This window comes from Bradyrhizobium sp. WYCCWR15520, from assembly GCF_056174665.1.
Map to the genome: position 1 here is coordinate 14,945 of NZ_JBWBWM010000026.1, position 15,106 is coordinate 30,050.

8 protein-coding genes, 1 tRNA gene, 4 pseudogenes and 1 riboswitch are annotated in these 15,106 nt (G+C 59.8%); of the genes and pseudogenes, 9 read left to right on the forward strand and 4 right to left on the reverse strand.

The window, feature by feature from the left end:
* The first annotated feature begins 185 nt into the window (after positions 1 to 185).
* Positions 186 to 1,635 (forward strand): annotated as a pseudogene (istA, locus tag AC0QUY_RS27405) (IS21 family transposase).
* Between the two features lie 14 nt (positions 1,636 to 1,649).
* Positions 1,650 to 1,826 (forward strand): annotated as a pseudogene (locus tag AC0QUY_RS27410) (AAA family ATPase); the annotation flags it as partial.
* Positions 1,827 to 2,366: 540 nt separating this feature from the next.
* Here AC0QUY_RS27410 and AC0QUY_RS27415 read toward each other — a convergent pair.
* The 4 genes and pseudogenes from AC0QUY_RS27415 to AC0QUY_RS27430 form a co-directional block, all read right to left on the reverse strand.
* The gene (locus AC0QUY_RS27415; RefSeq protein WP_371419411.1) at positions 2,367 to 2,819 is read right to left on the reverse strand and encodes an HdeD family acid-resistance protein; all 453 of its coding nucleotides are present in this window, start codon (positions 2,817 to 2,819) and stop codon (positions 2,367 to 2,369) included.
* Positions 2,820 to 3,479: 660 nt separating this feature from the next.
* Entirely contained in the window at positions 3,480 to 3,881 is a 402-nt protein-coding gene (locus AC0QUY_RS27420; RefSeq protein WP_161851813.1) for a hypothetical protein, read from the reverse strand.
* A 1,485-nt stretch (positions 3,882 to 5,366) separates the two neighbouring features.
* Positions 5,367 to 5,780: pseudogene (locus AC0QUY_RS27425) on the reverse strand (IS256 family transposase); the annotation flags it as partial.
* A gap of 68 nt (positions 5,781 to 5,848) precedes the next feature.
* Positions 5,849 to 6,137: pseudogene (locus AC0QUY_RS27430) on the reverse strand (DDE-type integrase/transposase/recombinase); the annotation flags it as partial.
* 107 nt (positions 6,138 to 6,244) lie between these two features.
* Positions 6,245 to 6,458: riboswitch (cobalamin riboswitch) on the forward strand.
* A gap of 101 nt (positions 6,459 to 6,559) precedes the next feature.
* Here AC0QUY_RS27430 and AC0QUY_RS27435 point away from each other — a divergent pair.
* The 7 genes from AC0QUY_RS27435 to AC0QUY_RS27465 all read left to right on the forward strand — a co-directional run bounded on the left by AC0QUY_RS27435 (position 6,560) and on the right by AC0QUY_RS27465 (position 14,684).
* Positions 6,560 to 8,494 carry a ribonucleoside-diphosphate reductase subunit alpha gene (locus AC0QUY_RS27435; RefSeq protein WP_202639251.1) on the forward strand — a complete coding sequence of 645 codons (1,935 nt, stop codon included), beginning with the start codon at positions 6,560 to 6,562 and terminating at the stop codon, positions 8,492 to 8,494.
* A complete protein-coding gene (locus AC0QUY_RS27440; RefSeq protein ID WP_202639252.1) occupies positions 8,485 to 9,558 on the forward strand; it encodes a ribonucleotide-diphosphate reductase subunit beta in 1,074 nt (357 codons plus the stop codon). The genes AC0QUY_RS27435 and AC0QUY_RS27440 overlap by 10 nt, the downstream gene beginning before the upstream one ends.
* A 40-nt stretch (positions 9,559 to 9,598) precedes the next feature.
* On the forward strand, positions 9,599 to 10,288 hold the full coding sequence (locus AC0QUY_RS27445; protein ID WP_371419412.1) for a hypothetical protein: 690 nt from the start codon (positions 9,599 to 9,601) through the stop codon (positions 10,286 to 10,288).
* A gap of 568 nt (positions 10,289 to 10,856) precedes the next feature.
* Positions 10,857 to 11,168 carry a DUF736 domain-containing protein gene (locus AC0QUY_RS27450; protein ID WP_161851815.1) on the forward strand — a complete coding sequence of 104 codons (312 nt, stop codon included), beginning with the start codon at positions 10,857 to 10,859 and terminating at the stop codon, positions 11,166 to 11,168.
* A 1,682-nt stretch (positions 11,169 to 12,850) separates the two neighbouring features.
* Positions 12,851 to 13,102 (forward strand): helix-turn-helix domain-containing protein, encoded by a 252-nt coding sequence (locus tag AC0QUY_RS27455; RefSeq protein ID WP_161851816.1) that lies wholly within the window; start codon positions 12,851 to 12,853, stop codon positions 13,100 to 13,102.
* An 890-nt stretch (positions 13,103 to 13,992) separates the two neighbouring features.
* Positions 13,993 to 14,110 (forward strand) — tRNA-Glu (locus AC0QUY_RS27460).
* 391 nt (positions 14,111 to 14,501) lie between these two features.
* Positions 14,502 to 14,684: a helix-turn-helix domain-containing protein gene (locus AC0QUY_RS27465; protein WP_044590027.1), complete on the forward strand. Its 183-nt coding sequence runs from the start codon at positions 14,502 to 14,504 to the stop codon at positions 14,682 to 14,684.
* Positions 14,685 to 15,106 lie beyond the last annotated feature (422 nt).

Consider the following 15,106-nt stretch of genomic DNA (forward strand, 5'->3'; position numbering starts at 1 on the left):
CGCGCAGGGTCGATCGGATATTTGGAACATTTTCGCACGCGCAAGCAAGTGCGGATTCCGATTTGTTCCGGCCGGCATTCCGATTTGAAGCCGGCCGGGGTTTTGGAAGTCGGCGTTTTCGTTTGGGTCAGTTCTTCAGGCATCAAGTCCCTCGTTGATCAACCAGGAAGCGGAGAGAACTGACCATGCGACAGATACGACAGATGCTTCGGCTTGCCCGTGATGGGGTGAGCGCCCGGGAGATCGGGCGCACGCTCGGTGTGGCGCGCAGCACCATCCAGGACAATCTCAAGCGTGCCTCGACTGCCGGGCTGGCGTGGCCTCTGGCGGGCGATCTGACCGATGCCGTTCTTGAACAACGTCTGTTTGCCCATGCCGGCGTCAGGCGCGGCTTCCGCCGGCGCCGGGAACCGGATTGGGCCTCGCTGGTGTGTGAGCTGAAGCGGCTTGGCGTCAATCTGATGGTGCTGTGGGAGGAGTACCGGGCGGTCCACCCCCAAGGATATGGCTACAGCCGGTTCTGCGATTTATTCCGGAAATTTGTGCGGCGGCTGTCTCCGACGATGCGGCAGCACCATCCGGCCGGCGACAAGGTCTTTGTCGATTACTCCGGCAAGAAGATCATGATCGTTGATCGCAAAACTGGGGTTGTGCGCGACGCGGAGATCTTCGTCGCCGTGCTTGGCGCCTCGAATTACACGTACGCCGAGGCGAGCTGGACGCAGACACTACCGGACTGGATCGAGGCCCATGTCCGGATGTTCCGGTTCTTTGGCGGGGTGCCCGCCTCGTCGTCCCTGACAAAGTCCGGCGTGCACCGGCTTCGTTCTATGACCCTGAAATCAATCGCAGCTACGGGATGATGGCGTCCCATTACGGCGTTGGCATCCTTCCGGCACGGCCAAGAAAGCCCCGGGATAAGGCAAAAGTGGAAGCCGGAGTGCGTTTTGCCCAGACCTATATCCCTCGGGTGGCTTCGCGGGCAGACCTTCTTCTCCCTGGCCGAGGCGAAAGCGGCAATCACCGCCGCGCTGGAGCGCATCAACGCCCACGTCATGCGCCGGATCGGCGTCAGCCGCCGACAATTGTTCGAGACCGTCGAAAGGCCTGTCCTGGCGCCGTTGCCGGATGCTGACTATCAGTTCGCGGAATGGCCCTTGGCCCGCGTCTCGCTTGATTATCACGTCGAGGTCGACGGCTTCTTCTACTCAGTTCCACACGGCCTGATCCGGGAGCAGGTCGACGTTCGCGCCACCACCCGGACCATCGAGTTGTTCCATCGGGGTTTGCGTGTTGCTGCTCACCAGCGCCGTTATGGCGGCCGCCGGCACGGCACTGATCCCGATCACATGCCCAGTGCGCATCGGCGTTACGCCGAGTGGACTCCCGATCGATTCCGGCGCTGGGGGCGGTCGATCGGGCCCAACACCGAGGGGCTAAGTCCTCGCCATTTTGGCCAATCGGCCTCATCCCGAACGCGCCGAGCTGATCGCGGCCCGCGCGGTCGCGGTCAGCGCACTGACCTACAAGAGCATCGCCTCCATCATTGCCAACAAGCTCGAACGCAGTTCTCGCGATACCGAGGACGCGGTCATCGAACATCCCAATCTGCGCGGCCCCGGTTACTTCCATTGAAAGGATTATCCAGCATGCTGACCCATCCTACCCTCGACCTGCTGCATAGCCTCGGTCTCCACGGTATGGCCAAAGGCTTCAAGGACCTCGATGCCCAGTCCGAAGCGCGCAGCCTCGAACACGCCGAATGGCTGGCTTTGCTCCTGGAACACGAGAAAACGCTGCGCCAGCAAAAGTTGCGACGCTCTCGGCGCGGTCCGAATCCGCGCTGGATACTGATGGATCGAAGAGAGCCTGTTAAAAGGCCGTAATGGTTCAATCGGTTGGAGCGATAGCATCGCGCCATATGGCATGCACAATCGGTACACCGGCTTGTCGCGCAAGCTTCGCGGCTTGCTATTTTACCGCAAATAGTGGAGGCGTTCTGAGACGATGCAATATCTCAAGCCTTCGCTGACGATTTCGACCAAGATTGCTGGGCGAGGTCGAGGTGGCACTTCAGCACATCAATGTATTTTTAGAGTCGGCAAGATTCTTCAGATAATTGGCCTGATCGTGCAGAGAGGAAGTAGCCAATCTTAATCCGTCCTTTGGTACCACATCGAACATGATTCTTGTTGCCTCGATTGATTTTTGCCATTCCGGAATGAAATGTGCGATGTGGCTGTCTTTTCTACCATGTAGCCACTTCTAAGGGTTGAATTCTTTCTCGGTCAGTAAGCACCTCCGGTGGAGACAGCTAAACTCTCCTCTGGCTCTGCATGTCTTTCTTCGAATTAAGGCGCCCCGCACTACGCCGGCGATAGTGCCTGTGACACGATCGAAGTGCGGCGCAGGCGAAAGCTGATTCCGATCCAGCTCGCGCCTGCCACAATTAGATCGAGGCCGAGAAACAGGCCCAGGATATAAACACTGTTGATCGGCCAACGTGCTAGGATCAACAATCCAACCAGCATGGTAATCACGCCAGATGTCGGTAGCCAGAACCTCGCCGTTTGGCGCTTCATGCTGAATCCCAGGATCACGCGCATAATGCCGGCGGCGACCAGCGATCCGCCCAGGATCAGCGTAAGCACCGCAGCAGCGAGCGCATGATTCTCAAATGTCACAAAGCCCGCAACGATGTAGAGCGCACCCAAAGGAGCCCACACAAAAAACTTGCCCCAATTCTTTACCTGGAAGGCGTTGATCAGCTCGGCGACACCAGCGATGAACATCATCACGCCAACGACGAGCACACTCACGACCGTCGCGAGCGCAACGCTACCGAGCGCCACGAAGCCAGTGAAACATAAACTACGCCGAGGGCGAAAACCCACCCCCACTTCGGTAGTGAAGCGATGTCCGGACCGGCTCGAAAATGCTTCAGGATATCAGAATTTGTCATGATGGTGCTCCGATGCGAAAGCTGCGCCGCTGCGTGGCGCGTACCCTGAAATTTTCGCCATCGCTTGTCGCGACGTGCGGCGAGATCACCGGGCTGAGCTCACCGTTCGTTGCGAGCAGTCGGCTCAGCGTGCCCATGACATGCACGCGCTGCGCGAGGTGCTCGCCCTCGAGGCCCAGGCGGCGAGTTGCTCACGATCTCGCCCAGATACCGACGCCCAGGTCTCTAACACCACGTTGTTGTTCAGGCCCGGCAGACTTGTTGACCATCGCGAACAGTTCCCACGAGACCTTGTCGGGATTGTTCAGTGCGGAATCGAGATCAGGAGCCTGGGCGCGCGCAGCCCACGAGCGCGAATGTGACAAGGAAAACTGATGCGCTGCGCTTCATCTTTGCCTCCTATTGTTGTCGTAACGTAGTCGAAAGAACGCTCCATACCGTCGCCAGCCGCAACGTACGGCCCGGTCGCGCAGGGAATAGAGCGCGGTCGCGCCCTATCTCACGCTTGGCGGATTGCTTATCTTACCGCAGATTGATGGCTGTGGTTTAAATGATCCAACATCTTCGAGCCTTCGCTGAACGATTTCGACCAGGATTGCTCCGCGAAATTCACGTGGCACTTCAGTAGCTCAGAGGAAGTTTTGGAGTCGGCAAGAGTTTTCAGAAAATTGGCCTGGTCGTGCAAAGAGGAAGCAGCCAATTTCAATCCGCCCCCCAGTGCCGCGGCGAACAGGTTTCTTGTTGCTTCGATTGATTTTTGCCATTCCGGAAACGAAAATGAAATGTGCGATGCAGCTGCCGCCTTTTCTCTAACACCATCAGCGGCGCCACCTCCTCCAGGGGTTGATGCTTGGGCCAGTTCGGGCCCTGCACGTGTCCGCCGTTCGCGTTTCTCGTCTTCGCCTGTGGTCGCGGGCATTCGATATCTCCCGGAAAGGAGTTGCTACGTGCGGAGTGGTTCGCTGCTCAGTTACGATCAGCACCCTTCAGAGGGTACCACAACCTTCAACAAGTCATACCTGCCTTATCTGGTAGCGCTTGATCGCGAGGAAGAAGCACGACATCCGTTCGGCCTCCGTCCTCAAGGAGCAATGTGAAGCTCGCCCAATGATTCTGGATGCAGTTGAAGGATGTGGTCAGGTCGTGTGCACCGGAGAGCTTGGCCACTTGCTCGCGCATATACTATACGTTGAAGACCGCCGATACCGGTCGGCTTAGCGTCTGCCGCCTCCAGGCGCCGCATGGACCGTCTCTGTCGGCAGCTCGATCCTTGGCTGTCAGGCAAAAAGACCACCTACTTGGTTGCAGACTGTCAGTGGTGTGTCCGGCTCGCTGTCCCCGATAACGATCCGCTGGAAATAGCGATCACGACCTCGTGGAAATGGTGATCACGATCAGGGAGCGCTTGCACCGCGCGTGATATTCCTTGTCGCCGCTTGTTCGCGTTCGGAGTGCACTGGCAAGGCCGTGGCCGGACCGCTGGCCGACTGCTTGCTGCCATCGCGGCTCGCCAAGCGTCAGAATCCCGGGAAGCAGCTGTGCGAAATTGCGCGTGACGAAGTCGCTGTTGTAGACGCGAGACACGAGCGTCTGGCCCTTTTGCCACGTCAAGGCGCACGACGCGTAAGAGTCAGGATCGTTGATGCCGCACTCACCCGCGCGATTCTCAGCCTGGGCTGATCGTGATTCAGACGCGCCGCTATGGTAACGCTAGCCGCGGGGCGCCGCTTGCGGCCCCAAGCGTCGCGTGTGATAGATTGTCATCAAACACCAGCGTGTAGCGCATTTCCTCTCCACCCCACACGTGAATAGCCCCCAAGTACTTCCCGAGATGTTGTCGGAGACGAAGCGTCCGTCGATATAGAGGCCCAAGCGACCATTCCGTACGGTAAACTCGCCATCGCAATCGATGTAGGGCAGCGCGACGCGTGCCTTTCGCGTCTCGTCGTCGTTAGTGCGAACGGCCGGTTTGCGCGCCGCGCGCTCCATATTAAGTGCAGCAAAGCACACACGCGGCGCATCGTTAGAGTTCGGCAACCACTCCGCGCAGATGCGACGCAGTTCGGACGTGTCTTGCCGTATCTTGGCCTCGTCGCCGCACACCGGCGCCAGCGGCGAGCACGAGCAGGCTTGCGACGGTTCGGTTCATTTGCAGTTCCTTCAAAAGTCATCAGAGCGCATCGCGCCCGCAGGCCGGGAAGCGCCGGAGCCCCAAGCAAATTGATTAGTCGATATCGAATTTCACGGCCAGTTTCGGGCGAAACTGCTACGTCTCTATGTCGTCCCGGTCACCTACCTTATCTGGTAGCGCTCGCTATTCGATCTCGTTAAGCATGTGTTAACCACGCACGTGCCCGAGCGAGAACGCCGCCCCGAAGTGGTGAATGTCCCAATCGCTGTTGAACTAGGTCGGGCCGACGTTGCCAGAATGAACTTGCGCGGCCCTCGTAACGTGCGCAACGAGGTTGATCGTCATGTGATTGTGGTGGGCTTGAAGAGCCGCACGCAGAACCAACAATTGCTTAATGCGCCTTCAATCGTCGGAAGCCCTTGTTGGCCTCGATCATGCCGGCCGCGATCTATCGCAAGGCCATACCGGCATCCCGCCAGCGTTTGACTTGTGTGTGACGCGGCGAATGGTGCCCATCATGTTCTCGGCGATGTTGGTACAGGCGAGCGATCGACGAAGCTCCTTCGGCAACTTCAACCGGACGACAGTCAGGATTTCGTCAAGGCCTTCGAGGATGCTCGCCGCTACGCCGGGCCATTGCAGGTCGAGTCGACGCGCAAGATTGCGGATCATTTTCTCAGCCTTGTCGGGCGTAGCCTTAGTGGGGATGCCGGCGATGCGGCGAGCGCATCAGCGAGCCAAGCTTGCGCGCCCTCGTTGTTGAGAGCTTTGTGCTGGTGATGTTCAACGTGAAAGCCCATCTTCGCCCCCGCAGCGCCGTATAAACGGAGCTTGTCCGTGATCATCACGCCCGGCGGCGTGCCGGCGGATTTCAACATTTCATGAGCCGCTGCGCAGCGCGCGACTTTCTTTGGGCGCAGGATCAAGACCTCGAGAACGAAGCCATTCTGGTCGACAGCGCGTCAGAGCCAATGTTGTCCGCCCGATCGCGATAACAACTTCGTCCAAATGCCGTTTGTCGCGGCGAGCGGGGGCGCGCCGGCGGCGATAAAGAGGGGCCCGGGCGGTCGGCATGCCGGTCGTCTATCCCTCGGCCGCTCCATTTCCGTAACGTGACGGTGCCGACTTGACGAATCTCGGCGAGCGACCCCTATATGTAGGTCTGTTACGGTCTTCTATTCCAACATCTCGGAGGATGGAAGCTAAGAGGGAACCCGGTGCGCCGGCAACGGCTATTCCGGGGCTGCCCCCGCAACTGTAAGCGGCGAGCGGTTGTCATCATGGTCACTGGCGCGACAGCGCCGGGAAGGCCGACAGCTGCAGCGACCCGCGAGCCAGGAGACCTGCCGCGACAGAACGAACGTCCTCGGGCGGGGTGCCCGGTGGGGCGCTTGCAGCTGGGAACATTTGCCCGGTCTTCTTGCAAGTTGTCCGCGGCCCCAGCCCCAAACATCGCGGGGTTGCCGATGTCGCAGTCCTACAACTTCGATCAGCATGGTCATCTCATTGAGCCGAGTATGCCGCCGCGGCCAGCGCATGCAAAGCCTACCGCGCCAGAGCTGTATCTTGTGCCGCCGCCATCGCCGGCTCCGCTGCCGTGGCCCCTTGCGCCATCGCCAAAGCCGTCCGACCTCACGCTCGATCGGTCGCGCGACGACCTGCTGGCATCGTTCGGCAAGCTGACGCTGACCGACCGTTATCTGCTCGCCGGCGAAAGCCTCCAGGACATGTTCGCACGGGTGTCTTGCGCCTTCGCGGACGATGTTGCGCATGCTCAACGTCTCTATGATGCGATGTCTCGGCTGTGGTTCATGCCGGCCACACCGGTGCTCTCTAACGGCGGCACCACGCGCGGCCTGCCGATCTCGTGCTTCGTTAACTCGGTGCCGGACTCGCTCGAAGGCATCGTCGGCACCTGGAACGAAAACGTCTTGCTTGCCTCCAACGGCGGCGGCATCGGCACCTACTGGGGCAATGTTCGCTCGATCGGCGAGAAGGTGAAGGGCGGCGTCACCTCAGGCATCATCCCGTTCATCCACGTCATGGACGGCCTGACGCTGGCGATCAGCCAGGGCTCGTTGCGGCGGGGCTCGGCGGCGGTCTATCTCGATATCCACCATCCCGAGATCGAGGAGTTCCTCGAGATCCGCAAGGCGTCCGGCGACTTCAACCGCAAGAGCCTCAACCTGCATCACGGCATCAACGTCACCGACGAGTTCATGGATGCGGTGGGCGCCGGCACCGCGTTCGCTCTGCGCAGCCCGAAGACGAACGAGGTCGTCCGCGAGATCGACGCCCGCCAGCTGTGGCAACGAATCCTTGAGAACCGGCTGCAGACCGGCGAGCCTTATCTCTTGTTCATCGACACCGTGAACCGCTCGCTCCCCAAGCACCAGCGCGAGCTCGGCCTCAAGGTCTCGACCTCCAACCTGTGCAGCGAGATTACGCTGCCGACCGGCATTGATCATCGCGATGAGGAGCGCACCGCGGTGTGCTGCCTGTCGTCGCTCAACCTCGAGGCCTGGGATCAATGGAATGAGGAGCCCGGCTTCATCGAGGACGTCATGCGCTTCCTCGATAACGTGCTCACCCATTTCATCAGGGTGGCGCCGGACGGCATGAAGCGTGCCCGCTACGCCGCCCTGCGCGAGCGCTCCGTCGGCCTCGGCGTGATGGGCTTCCACTCGTTTCTCCAGGCCAAGGGCATTCCGATGGAGAGTGTCCTGGCCAAGTCGTTCAATCTGAACATGTTCCAGAAAATCCGTCGCGATGCCGACGCGGCATCGGTGGCGCTCGCTCGCGAGCGCGGCCCGTGCCCGGATGCCCTGGAACGCGGCGTGATGGCGCGCTTCAGCCACAAGATCGCGATCGCGCCGACCGCCTCGATTAGCATCATCTGCGGCGGCACCAGCGCCTGCACCGAGCCGATCCCGGCCAACATCTACACCCACAAGACGTTGTCCGGCGCCATCTCGGTGCGCAATCCGCATCTCGCCAAGGTGCTGACCGCCAAGGGCGCCGACATCTTGGCGACCTGGCAGTCGATCATCGCGCACGAGGGGTCGGTCGCCCATCTCGACATCCTGTCGGAGCACGAGAAAGCGATCTTTCGCACCGCCTTCGAGATCGACCAGCGCTGGATCATCGAGCTTGCCGCCGATCGCGCCGCGTTCATCTGCCAGAGCCAGTCGATCAACCTCTATCTGCCGGCCGACGTCGATAAGTGGGACCTCCACATGCTGCACTGGACGGCATGGAAGCGCGGGGTGAAGAGCCTCTACTACTGCCGTTCAAAATCGATCTCGCGCGCGGCGTTCGCCGGCAAGACCGCCGACGGCGACAAGGCCGCGCCGCTGGCGCCGCAGCGCACCGACTATGAGGAGTGCCTCGCATGTCAGTGATCGATTTCTCGGCCGTCGATCCGCGCACGCTGATCGGCAAGGGACGCGTCGGCCTCCTGGACTCGACCGGCAGCTATGACGTCGATCGCTACGCCTGGGCCTACGAGTTCTGGAAGCGCCAGCAGCAGACCCACTGGATGGGCGAGGAGGTGCCGCTCGGCACCGACCTCAAGGACTGGGCGTCGGACCGCGTCACCGCCAACGAGCGCGCGCTGCTCACCCAGATCTTCCGTTTCTTCACTCAGTCGGACATCGAGGTCGGCGACAACTATCTCAAGCGCTACATCCCGATTTTCCAGCCGCTCACCGTTCAGATGATGATGGCCGCCTTCACCAACATGGAGACGGTCCATATCGACGCCTATGCGCTGCTGCTCAAGACGCTCGGCATGCCCAAGACCGAGTTCGAGGCATTCCGCGGCTATGCGGAGATGCGCGCCAAGGCGGATTACATGCACGAGTTCGGCGTTGACACCGTGTCCGATGTCGCGCGCACGCTGGCAATGTTCGGCGCCTTCACCGAAGGTATGGCGTTGTTCGCGAGCTTCGCCATGCTGCTCAACTTCCCGCGCCACAACAAGATGAACGGCATGGGACAGATCGTAAGCTGGTCAGTGCGCGACGAGAGTCTCCACTGCGAGGGCGTCATCAAGTTATTTCACGAATGGCACCGGGAAACCGGCGCGGTGACGCGCTCGGTCCGCGACGACATTGTCGACGTCGCCAAGACCATGGTGAAGCTGGAGGAGAACTTCGTCGATCTCGCCTTCGGCCTCGGCACGATCGAGGGCATGCGGCCTGAGCAGATCCACACCTACGTCCGCTATGTCGCCGACTGGCGACTGACCCAACTCCGGATTGCCCCGGTCTTCGGCTTCTTCGAGGCTAAGGAGGGCGGGTTCTCCCAGCTCAAGGCGCATCCGCTGCCGTGGCTCGTCGAGATTCTCAATGGCGTCGAGCACGCCAACTTCTTCGAGCAGCGCGCCACGGAGTACTCCAAGGCAGCGAGTCGCGGCAGCTGGGACGGCGAAGACGGGGTGTGGGCGGCTTTCGGCCGTATGTAGGCAACACGAACCGCGGTTTGGTGAGGTACCGTCATGTTATATGGTCGCAGGTAATCCGCTGGGCGGTTTTTCTCGCGATGCTTGTCGAGCTTTTGCCGAGCTTGCAGTTTCTGGCCTCTTTCCTGGAATTGCAGGCAATGACAACTGGGCAAGGCAGATACCTCGGGACGCGATCTCCTTGTGGACTTTTGTGGCCGAACTTGACCACGACAGCCGCATGGCGTTGTTCGCGCATTGCGTTGCGCTCACCGTCAATGCGGTCAAATTGCCGTGGGATCGCAGGCCGCGCGCCTTGGCGGCAGCCGATCGTTTGGCCGAAGCCGTGGCCCTCGACATGACCAGTTGCTGGCGCCCGACAGTGCGCAGTTGTCTCGGCCGTGTCACCAAGGCGGGCATTCTGGAAGCCGTGCGCGAAGGCGTGGGCGAGGAGGCGACTGAGCGCATGTCGGCCATGACGAAGGCTGACATGCGCAAGCCGCAGAGCAGCTGTTGGCGGCGACGGGCTGGCTCCCGTCGTTGCTGCGGACGGCCGCGTCGCAGGGGCAAACCGATGTGCAAAGCGAGGCGCAAGGCAGCGAGCTCCATTCGCAAGCTGCGGAATGAAGCCAGCGCCGGGGCCGCGAGGGCGGCCCCGGCCGGCTCCAAAATTTTGGCCACGTGCCTGATGGCGCGCGGCTGGTTCGATCGGTCCAAAGTAACGGCTTGTCGACGCAAGCCCTCGCTCGGATGAGGGCTACAATCTGTCCGTTCGGCGCGTCCGGGGCAACTGTTTCGCCTCCTTTTGAAGAGCGAAGCGATTGGGCCAGACGCCTCGATCATGTCATGATGGCAGGCTTCGAGAGCGCGCTTTGGCCGATAATTCTGGCGGTACCGCCGGCTCCTTACGCGCAAATGTCGCTGGGTTCGCTTGTGTTGGTCCGGCTGCGTCCACCCTGCGATTGATGCGCAGACATCGACCTATCTTCAACCGATTCAGCCGTGTCCCGGTGCTGCGGCGGGGGGCGGTCGCCACGAAAATCGCCATCAGTTCGCTCATGGACTCGCGTCCAACGCAACCTCGAATGGGCCGATCAAGCCCGAGGGACGGCAAGAGCCTCGATCGTCTTCCTGCAACGGCTACGCCTGCTTTTTTCCCCTGCCGCCAAGCGGCGGCATTCCTCGCGGGAAAACAAAAAAGCCGGCTTTCGCCGTCCTCCGCTGGCGCTGCGGGCCTTAGGCTGCGGGCCGATCGCTCCCCGGGCCAAGGATCGCCATCGAGGCTGCGATGGGCGCGGCCCGAGCAACAGACGGAGATTACCATGGCGACCATCGGCACCTTCACCGCATCGGACAACGGATACACCGGCTCGATCAAGACGCTGACGCTGAACATCAAGGCAAAGTTCGTGGCATCGGAGAAGGACAACGACAAGGCTCCCGACTACCGTATCTTCGCCGGCGCCACCGAGTTCGGCGCCGCCTGGAAGAAGACCGCCCGCGAGACCGATCGCGAATATCTCTCGGTCAAACTCGACGATCCGAGCTTCCCGGCGCCGATCTACGCCTCGCTGGTGAAGGTCGAAGGCGACGAAGGCTTCAGCCTGATCTGGTCGCGCCGCAACGGCGACTGATCGCCCGGGACCATCGGCCCCGCCTCCTCGGAGGCGGGGCCTTTTGCGTTTCTTGCGCTGCTTTGGGAGGAAGCAGAAGAGCATTTTGCGTTCAGAAGAGGAGCTTCGCCGCCCGCCAAAATGCGATCAATCGGACAGATCCTGGGACACTGTTTGGGCTGATCCTCGGAATTTCGCGTCGGATCGAGCCCCGATTTTCGATGTCCGGACGTGCTATTTCGTCGGTTCTCACGAGCTGCAGGGACGTGTCCACACCTGCTCTCAGGGCTCAAACTGATTTCAATTTGTTGAGCGAAAGGCCTCTACTTCACGTCGCTCCCATTGAACCAGGGTGGATGAAGTTGGCAATGTAAGCAAAGCCAGACCAGCCAAGCTTGGGGACGGGGCAGGGTAGGGTGTAGAGCAAGATAAAAGCACTATCGCCCAAGAGCGGCTAAGTCGTTGTCTGCACATCCAAGATTTGGCGCCATTGGCGCACTACGTGTCGCCACAACGTGCTCAAGTGGCGCAGTCTCTTCGTGAAATTCGTCTGCATGCTCCATTTGGGTTTGTCGTTCGGAGAATTCCGGAATCGCGCCGGCAGCAGCGCAAGTGCGACCGAACTCGGACCGATCGGTGCCGATGAGGCTATCGTTGCGTCGGCGTAGGCATTCGGCAGCGAGGCCTGCCGCCTCATCCGTAACTCGGCCGGCATCGTCGACGAGGTCAGGATCGGCGGCACTTAACAGGTTAACCATCGCGCGTAACCAGCGGCGGGGGCTACCTATCGGCTTAGGTCCGAGTTTGCGACCCTGACCGCTCTAAGTCCAGCGGAGCGCGGCCGCGCCTCGAAGACTTGCAATTGGGCGTGCTTGCTGGTCGCAGCAGGCACAGTATCGTTGCCCCACAGGACATTGAGGTCACCCCTACCTTTGGCGAGCTTCCGAACGTCGCCGCAGCTTTTGATGCAAACGAGGCCAGATGATCGAATCTGCGTGGTCCATGGCCGCGGCGGCGGATTGCCTCATCCCGTCAGCTTGGATCGGGTCGCGTAAGCAGTCACACGTCGCGTTCCAACCAGCGCGGCAGCGCCTTCCGACAACAGCAATTCTGACCGCGACGCGTTTCGCCGACACGAGGGATTGCTAATTCGACCCATGCTTCATAACCTGTCGAACAAGTTCTACCGACCGCTCAAGCCGCTCTAACAGCAAAGCCAAATCCCCCGCCGAGATCTCCTCGAGGTGTAGATTTTCGATTGAAAGCAACTGGGCGATGAGCTGGTCGATCGGTTCTGCTCTCGACGTGGAGCCCGCACTTCCACCTACGCTGGATCTAACGTGTCCGTCGGGGGTGATCGTTATCGCAAGCGCTGACTTAGCTAAGATGGCTGCCTCAACGATCGCTGCAGGTAGCTCTACATTGCAGATAATAGCCGCCCGGAGGCGATAGCCGGCGCGGTATGATATGGGACCCAAAGGTCCCAATTCGCTAATCTCCCAGAACGCTTCCACCGTGTCAGTCATCGTAGGCAGGCTTCGGAGCCAGGTTGCTATTGTGGAAAGCGATCTTGCAGGTGGCCATTGATCCTCGAGGAGCAATTAGATCAAGCAACTTAATGTAGACGATAGTTAACATTTGCGGCCAAAAAATGGGACTCAAAGTCCGTGGATCGATAGTCTTCTCCGACGTTCTTTGGGCCGATGGCGGTCGGGAAGGACGATCAAGGAATAATCGGCGTCGTGGCTGACAACGTCAGGTCGCTCAGAAAGACGGCTGGGCTGTCGCAAGAAGGATTAGCCCATGAGGCGGGGGTGGATCGGACCTATATTAGCCAGGTCGAACGCCGCCAAAGAAACGTGACAATCGTGGTCCTGGCGAAAATCGCAAAAGCTCTGAACGTGACACCGGACAAGCTACTACTCGCGCCCTCATCTCGGAGGAGAGGTCCCTGAACGTGGCTATCGATCCACCACCTCGCCACACGGACCGACCAAGGCGACTGGGATTCGGGTGGAGGCTGATACGGAGGGTGATTTCCGCCTGAGCCGAGTAATTCAGCAAAAAATTTGAGTGGGCCGGGATCCATGACCGCTCCCGCACAGCTCGTCAGGCTCATAACCTGAAGGTCATAGGTTCAAATCCTATCCCCGCAACCAGTCATCAAGCCCTTGAGAACGCATGTTTTCGAGGGCTTTTTGCTGCTCCCAATTTTGCTGGAAATTTCGCTCGTGGAAGCGCCGTGGAAGCGGCAGGACGAAAGTCGCAGCGTAAAATCGGCGAGGGCGGACGGGGAGCGATGACTCAATTGTGATCGCAGGTCGACGGCGAGCGCCGCAACTCACGTCAGATCACGGCTCGCGTGGCGGTTCACGATCTTTGCTGCGCCGGCTTCGCTGCCTCACCGTTAAACTACGAATCTGGGGGTCAGGAGTTCGAATCTCTTCGGGCGCGCCATTTATATCAAGCACTTACAGAAGCTCACCGGTTGAGAAAGAAAGACTAAAACGGTTTTTCAACCGGTGAATTTTTCGGCTGTTCTATTGCAGCTGGCCTCTTGCATTGGCCGGGATAATCGAAAGTCTCATTCGGCTTTACACATGGTTCCCTGTGACTGGCACTGGGAGGGCGGCAGTCGATTAGCGTCCTGATAGGATCTCTACAAAAACCTGGTCAGTTAGTCAGAGCGCCAGAAGCATTTCCCTCGGGACCGGTCGAGTCCTCGCCGCAACCAGAATTCAACTCAACTTCTTACTGGCGAGCGAGGAGCAGCGCCCAGTACCTCGTAGCAAATCCGGAGCATCGTCCTCATAAATGATCAGTATTTGAATCCTTGCGAGGGTCCGGCCAAGTCAGCGCATCTCATTTCGAACCAACCACCCAATCCTTCAGCGCTCATCGAACCGAATGGCCTTAGCCCTCTCAAGGCTGAAACAGGGGTTCGATTCCCCTAGGGAGCGCCAGCAAACTCAGGCACTTAGGTAGCCATCAGCCGCGTTCGTTGATTAATGGTTGAATAAGACGCTGGTGAACAGCGGCGAGCGCTTGCGGAATTTACTGCCGACATCAGCAGATTAGCCTCGGCGCGATGCCTCACTGTCGCTGGCGTATTCGCGAAAAAATTTCCTCGTCGCCCTTGGTGTCCAAAAATATTCAAACCGCCGCTGACGTGCGCTGTCGTACGCGAGCGCTCTCGGATGTTCGCATTGACGTTGCTCGTCGCACAATCAACCCTTGTCCTGTCGAGCATTGTGGGAACAGGAGGGCCGCGTGAGATACAATCGACGAGAGAAAACTGGCGGACAACAGTCACAAGTCAGTCTATCCGCTCCGAATGCCGCAGAACCGAGCACGATGCCATTCGCCCAGCGGCTCACCTGCACAATTGACGATGCATGCGAAGTGACCGGCTTGGGACGCACGAAGCTTTACGAGTTGATAGGAGCTGGGCGTATCGTCACGACAACGATCGGACGGCGGCGACTAGTAGTGGTGCGCTCACTTCTGGCGCTCCTTGACACCAACATGTCGAACTAAAGGACGTGCGACTTAAGGGAGCAATCCCACTTTGAACGCGCTATTCCTCAGGCATTCATTTTGACGACACGACCGTGCTCCCTTAGCCGGTCGAACTCGTCCGCCCACCACCGCATTATCCGCACGGCGCACCTGCCAGAATTCGGCGGCATGGGTAAAGGCGCCACGGACTTGACGTTCGATCCCATCCGCTTGTCACTTGCCGCTTTCGATCGGGAGCGTTGACGCGGTGGATCGCAGGCCACCATTGGTCAATTCGATCTGGTCGTATCCGAGACGCGCAGCGCTGCGTTAAGGACGCTGTCACTGATTGGGCGATGCCAGGATCTCACCGACTGGAAGAGATGACCCCTCCCTCGACTTAGCACATCGATCACGTCGGGTGCCCCTGGCCGATAATCGCCTAATGCTATAACCATTTG

Coding starts and splice junctions, on each gene's coding strand:
- AC0QUY_RS27420 (WP_161851813.1), bottom strand. CDS start 3,881: ATGCCCGCGACCACAGGCGAAGACGAGAAACGCGAACGGCGGACACGT.
- AC0QUY_RS27435 (WP_202639251.1), top strand. CDS start 6,560: ATGTCGCAGTCCTACAACTTCGATCAGCATGGTCATCTCATTGAGCCG.
- AC0QUY_RS27440 (WP_202639252.1), top strand. CDS start 8,485: ATGTCAGTGATCGATTTCTCGGCCGTCGATCCGCGCACGCTGATCGGC.
- AC0QUY_RS27445 (WP_371419412.1), top strand. CDS start 9,599: ATGGTCGCAGGTAATCCGCTGGGCGGTTTTTCTCGCGATGCTTGTCGA.
- AC0QUY_RS27450 (WP_161851815.1), top strand. CDS start 10,857: ATGGCGACCATCGGCACCTTCACCGCATCGGACAACGGATACACCGGC.
- AC0QUY_RS27455 (WP_161851816.1), top strand. CDS start 12,851: ATGGCGGTCGGGAAGGACGATCAAGGAATAATCGGCGTCGTGGCTGAC.
- AC0QUY_RS27465 (WP_044590027.1), top strand. CDS start 14,502: ATGCCATTCGCCCAGCGGCTCACCTGCACAATTGACGATGCATGCGAA.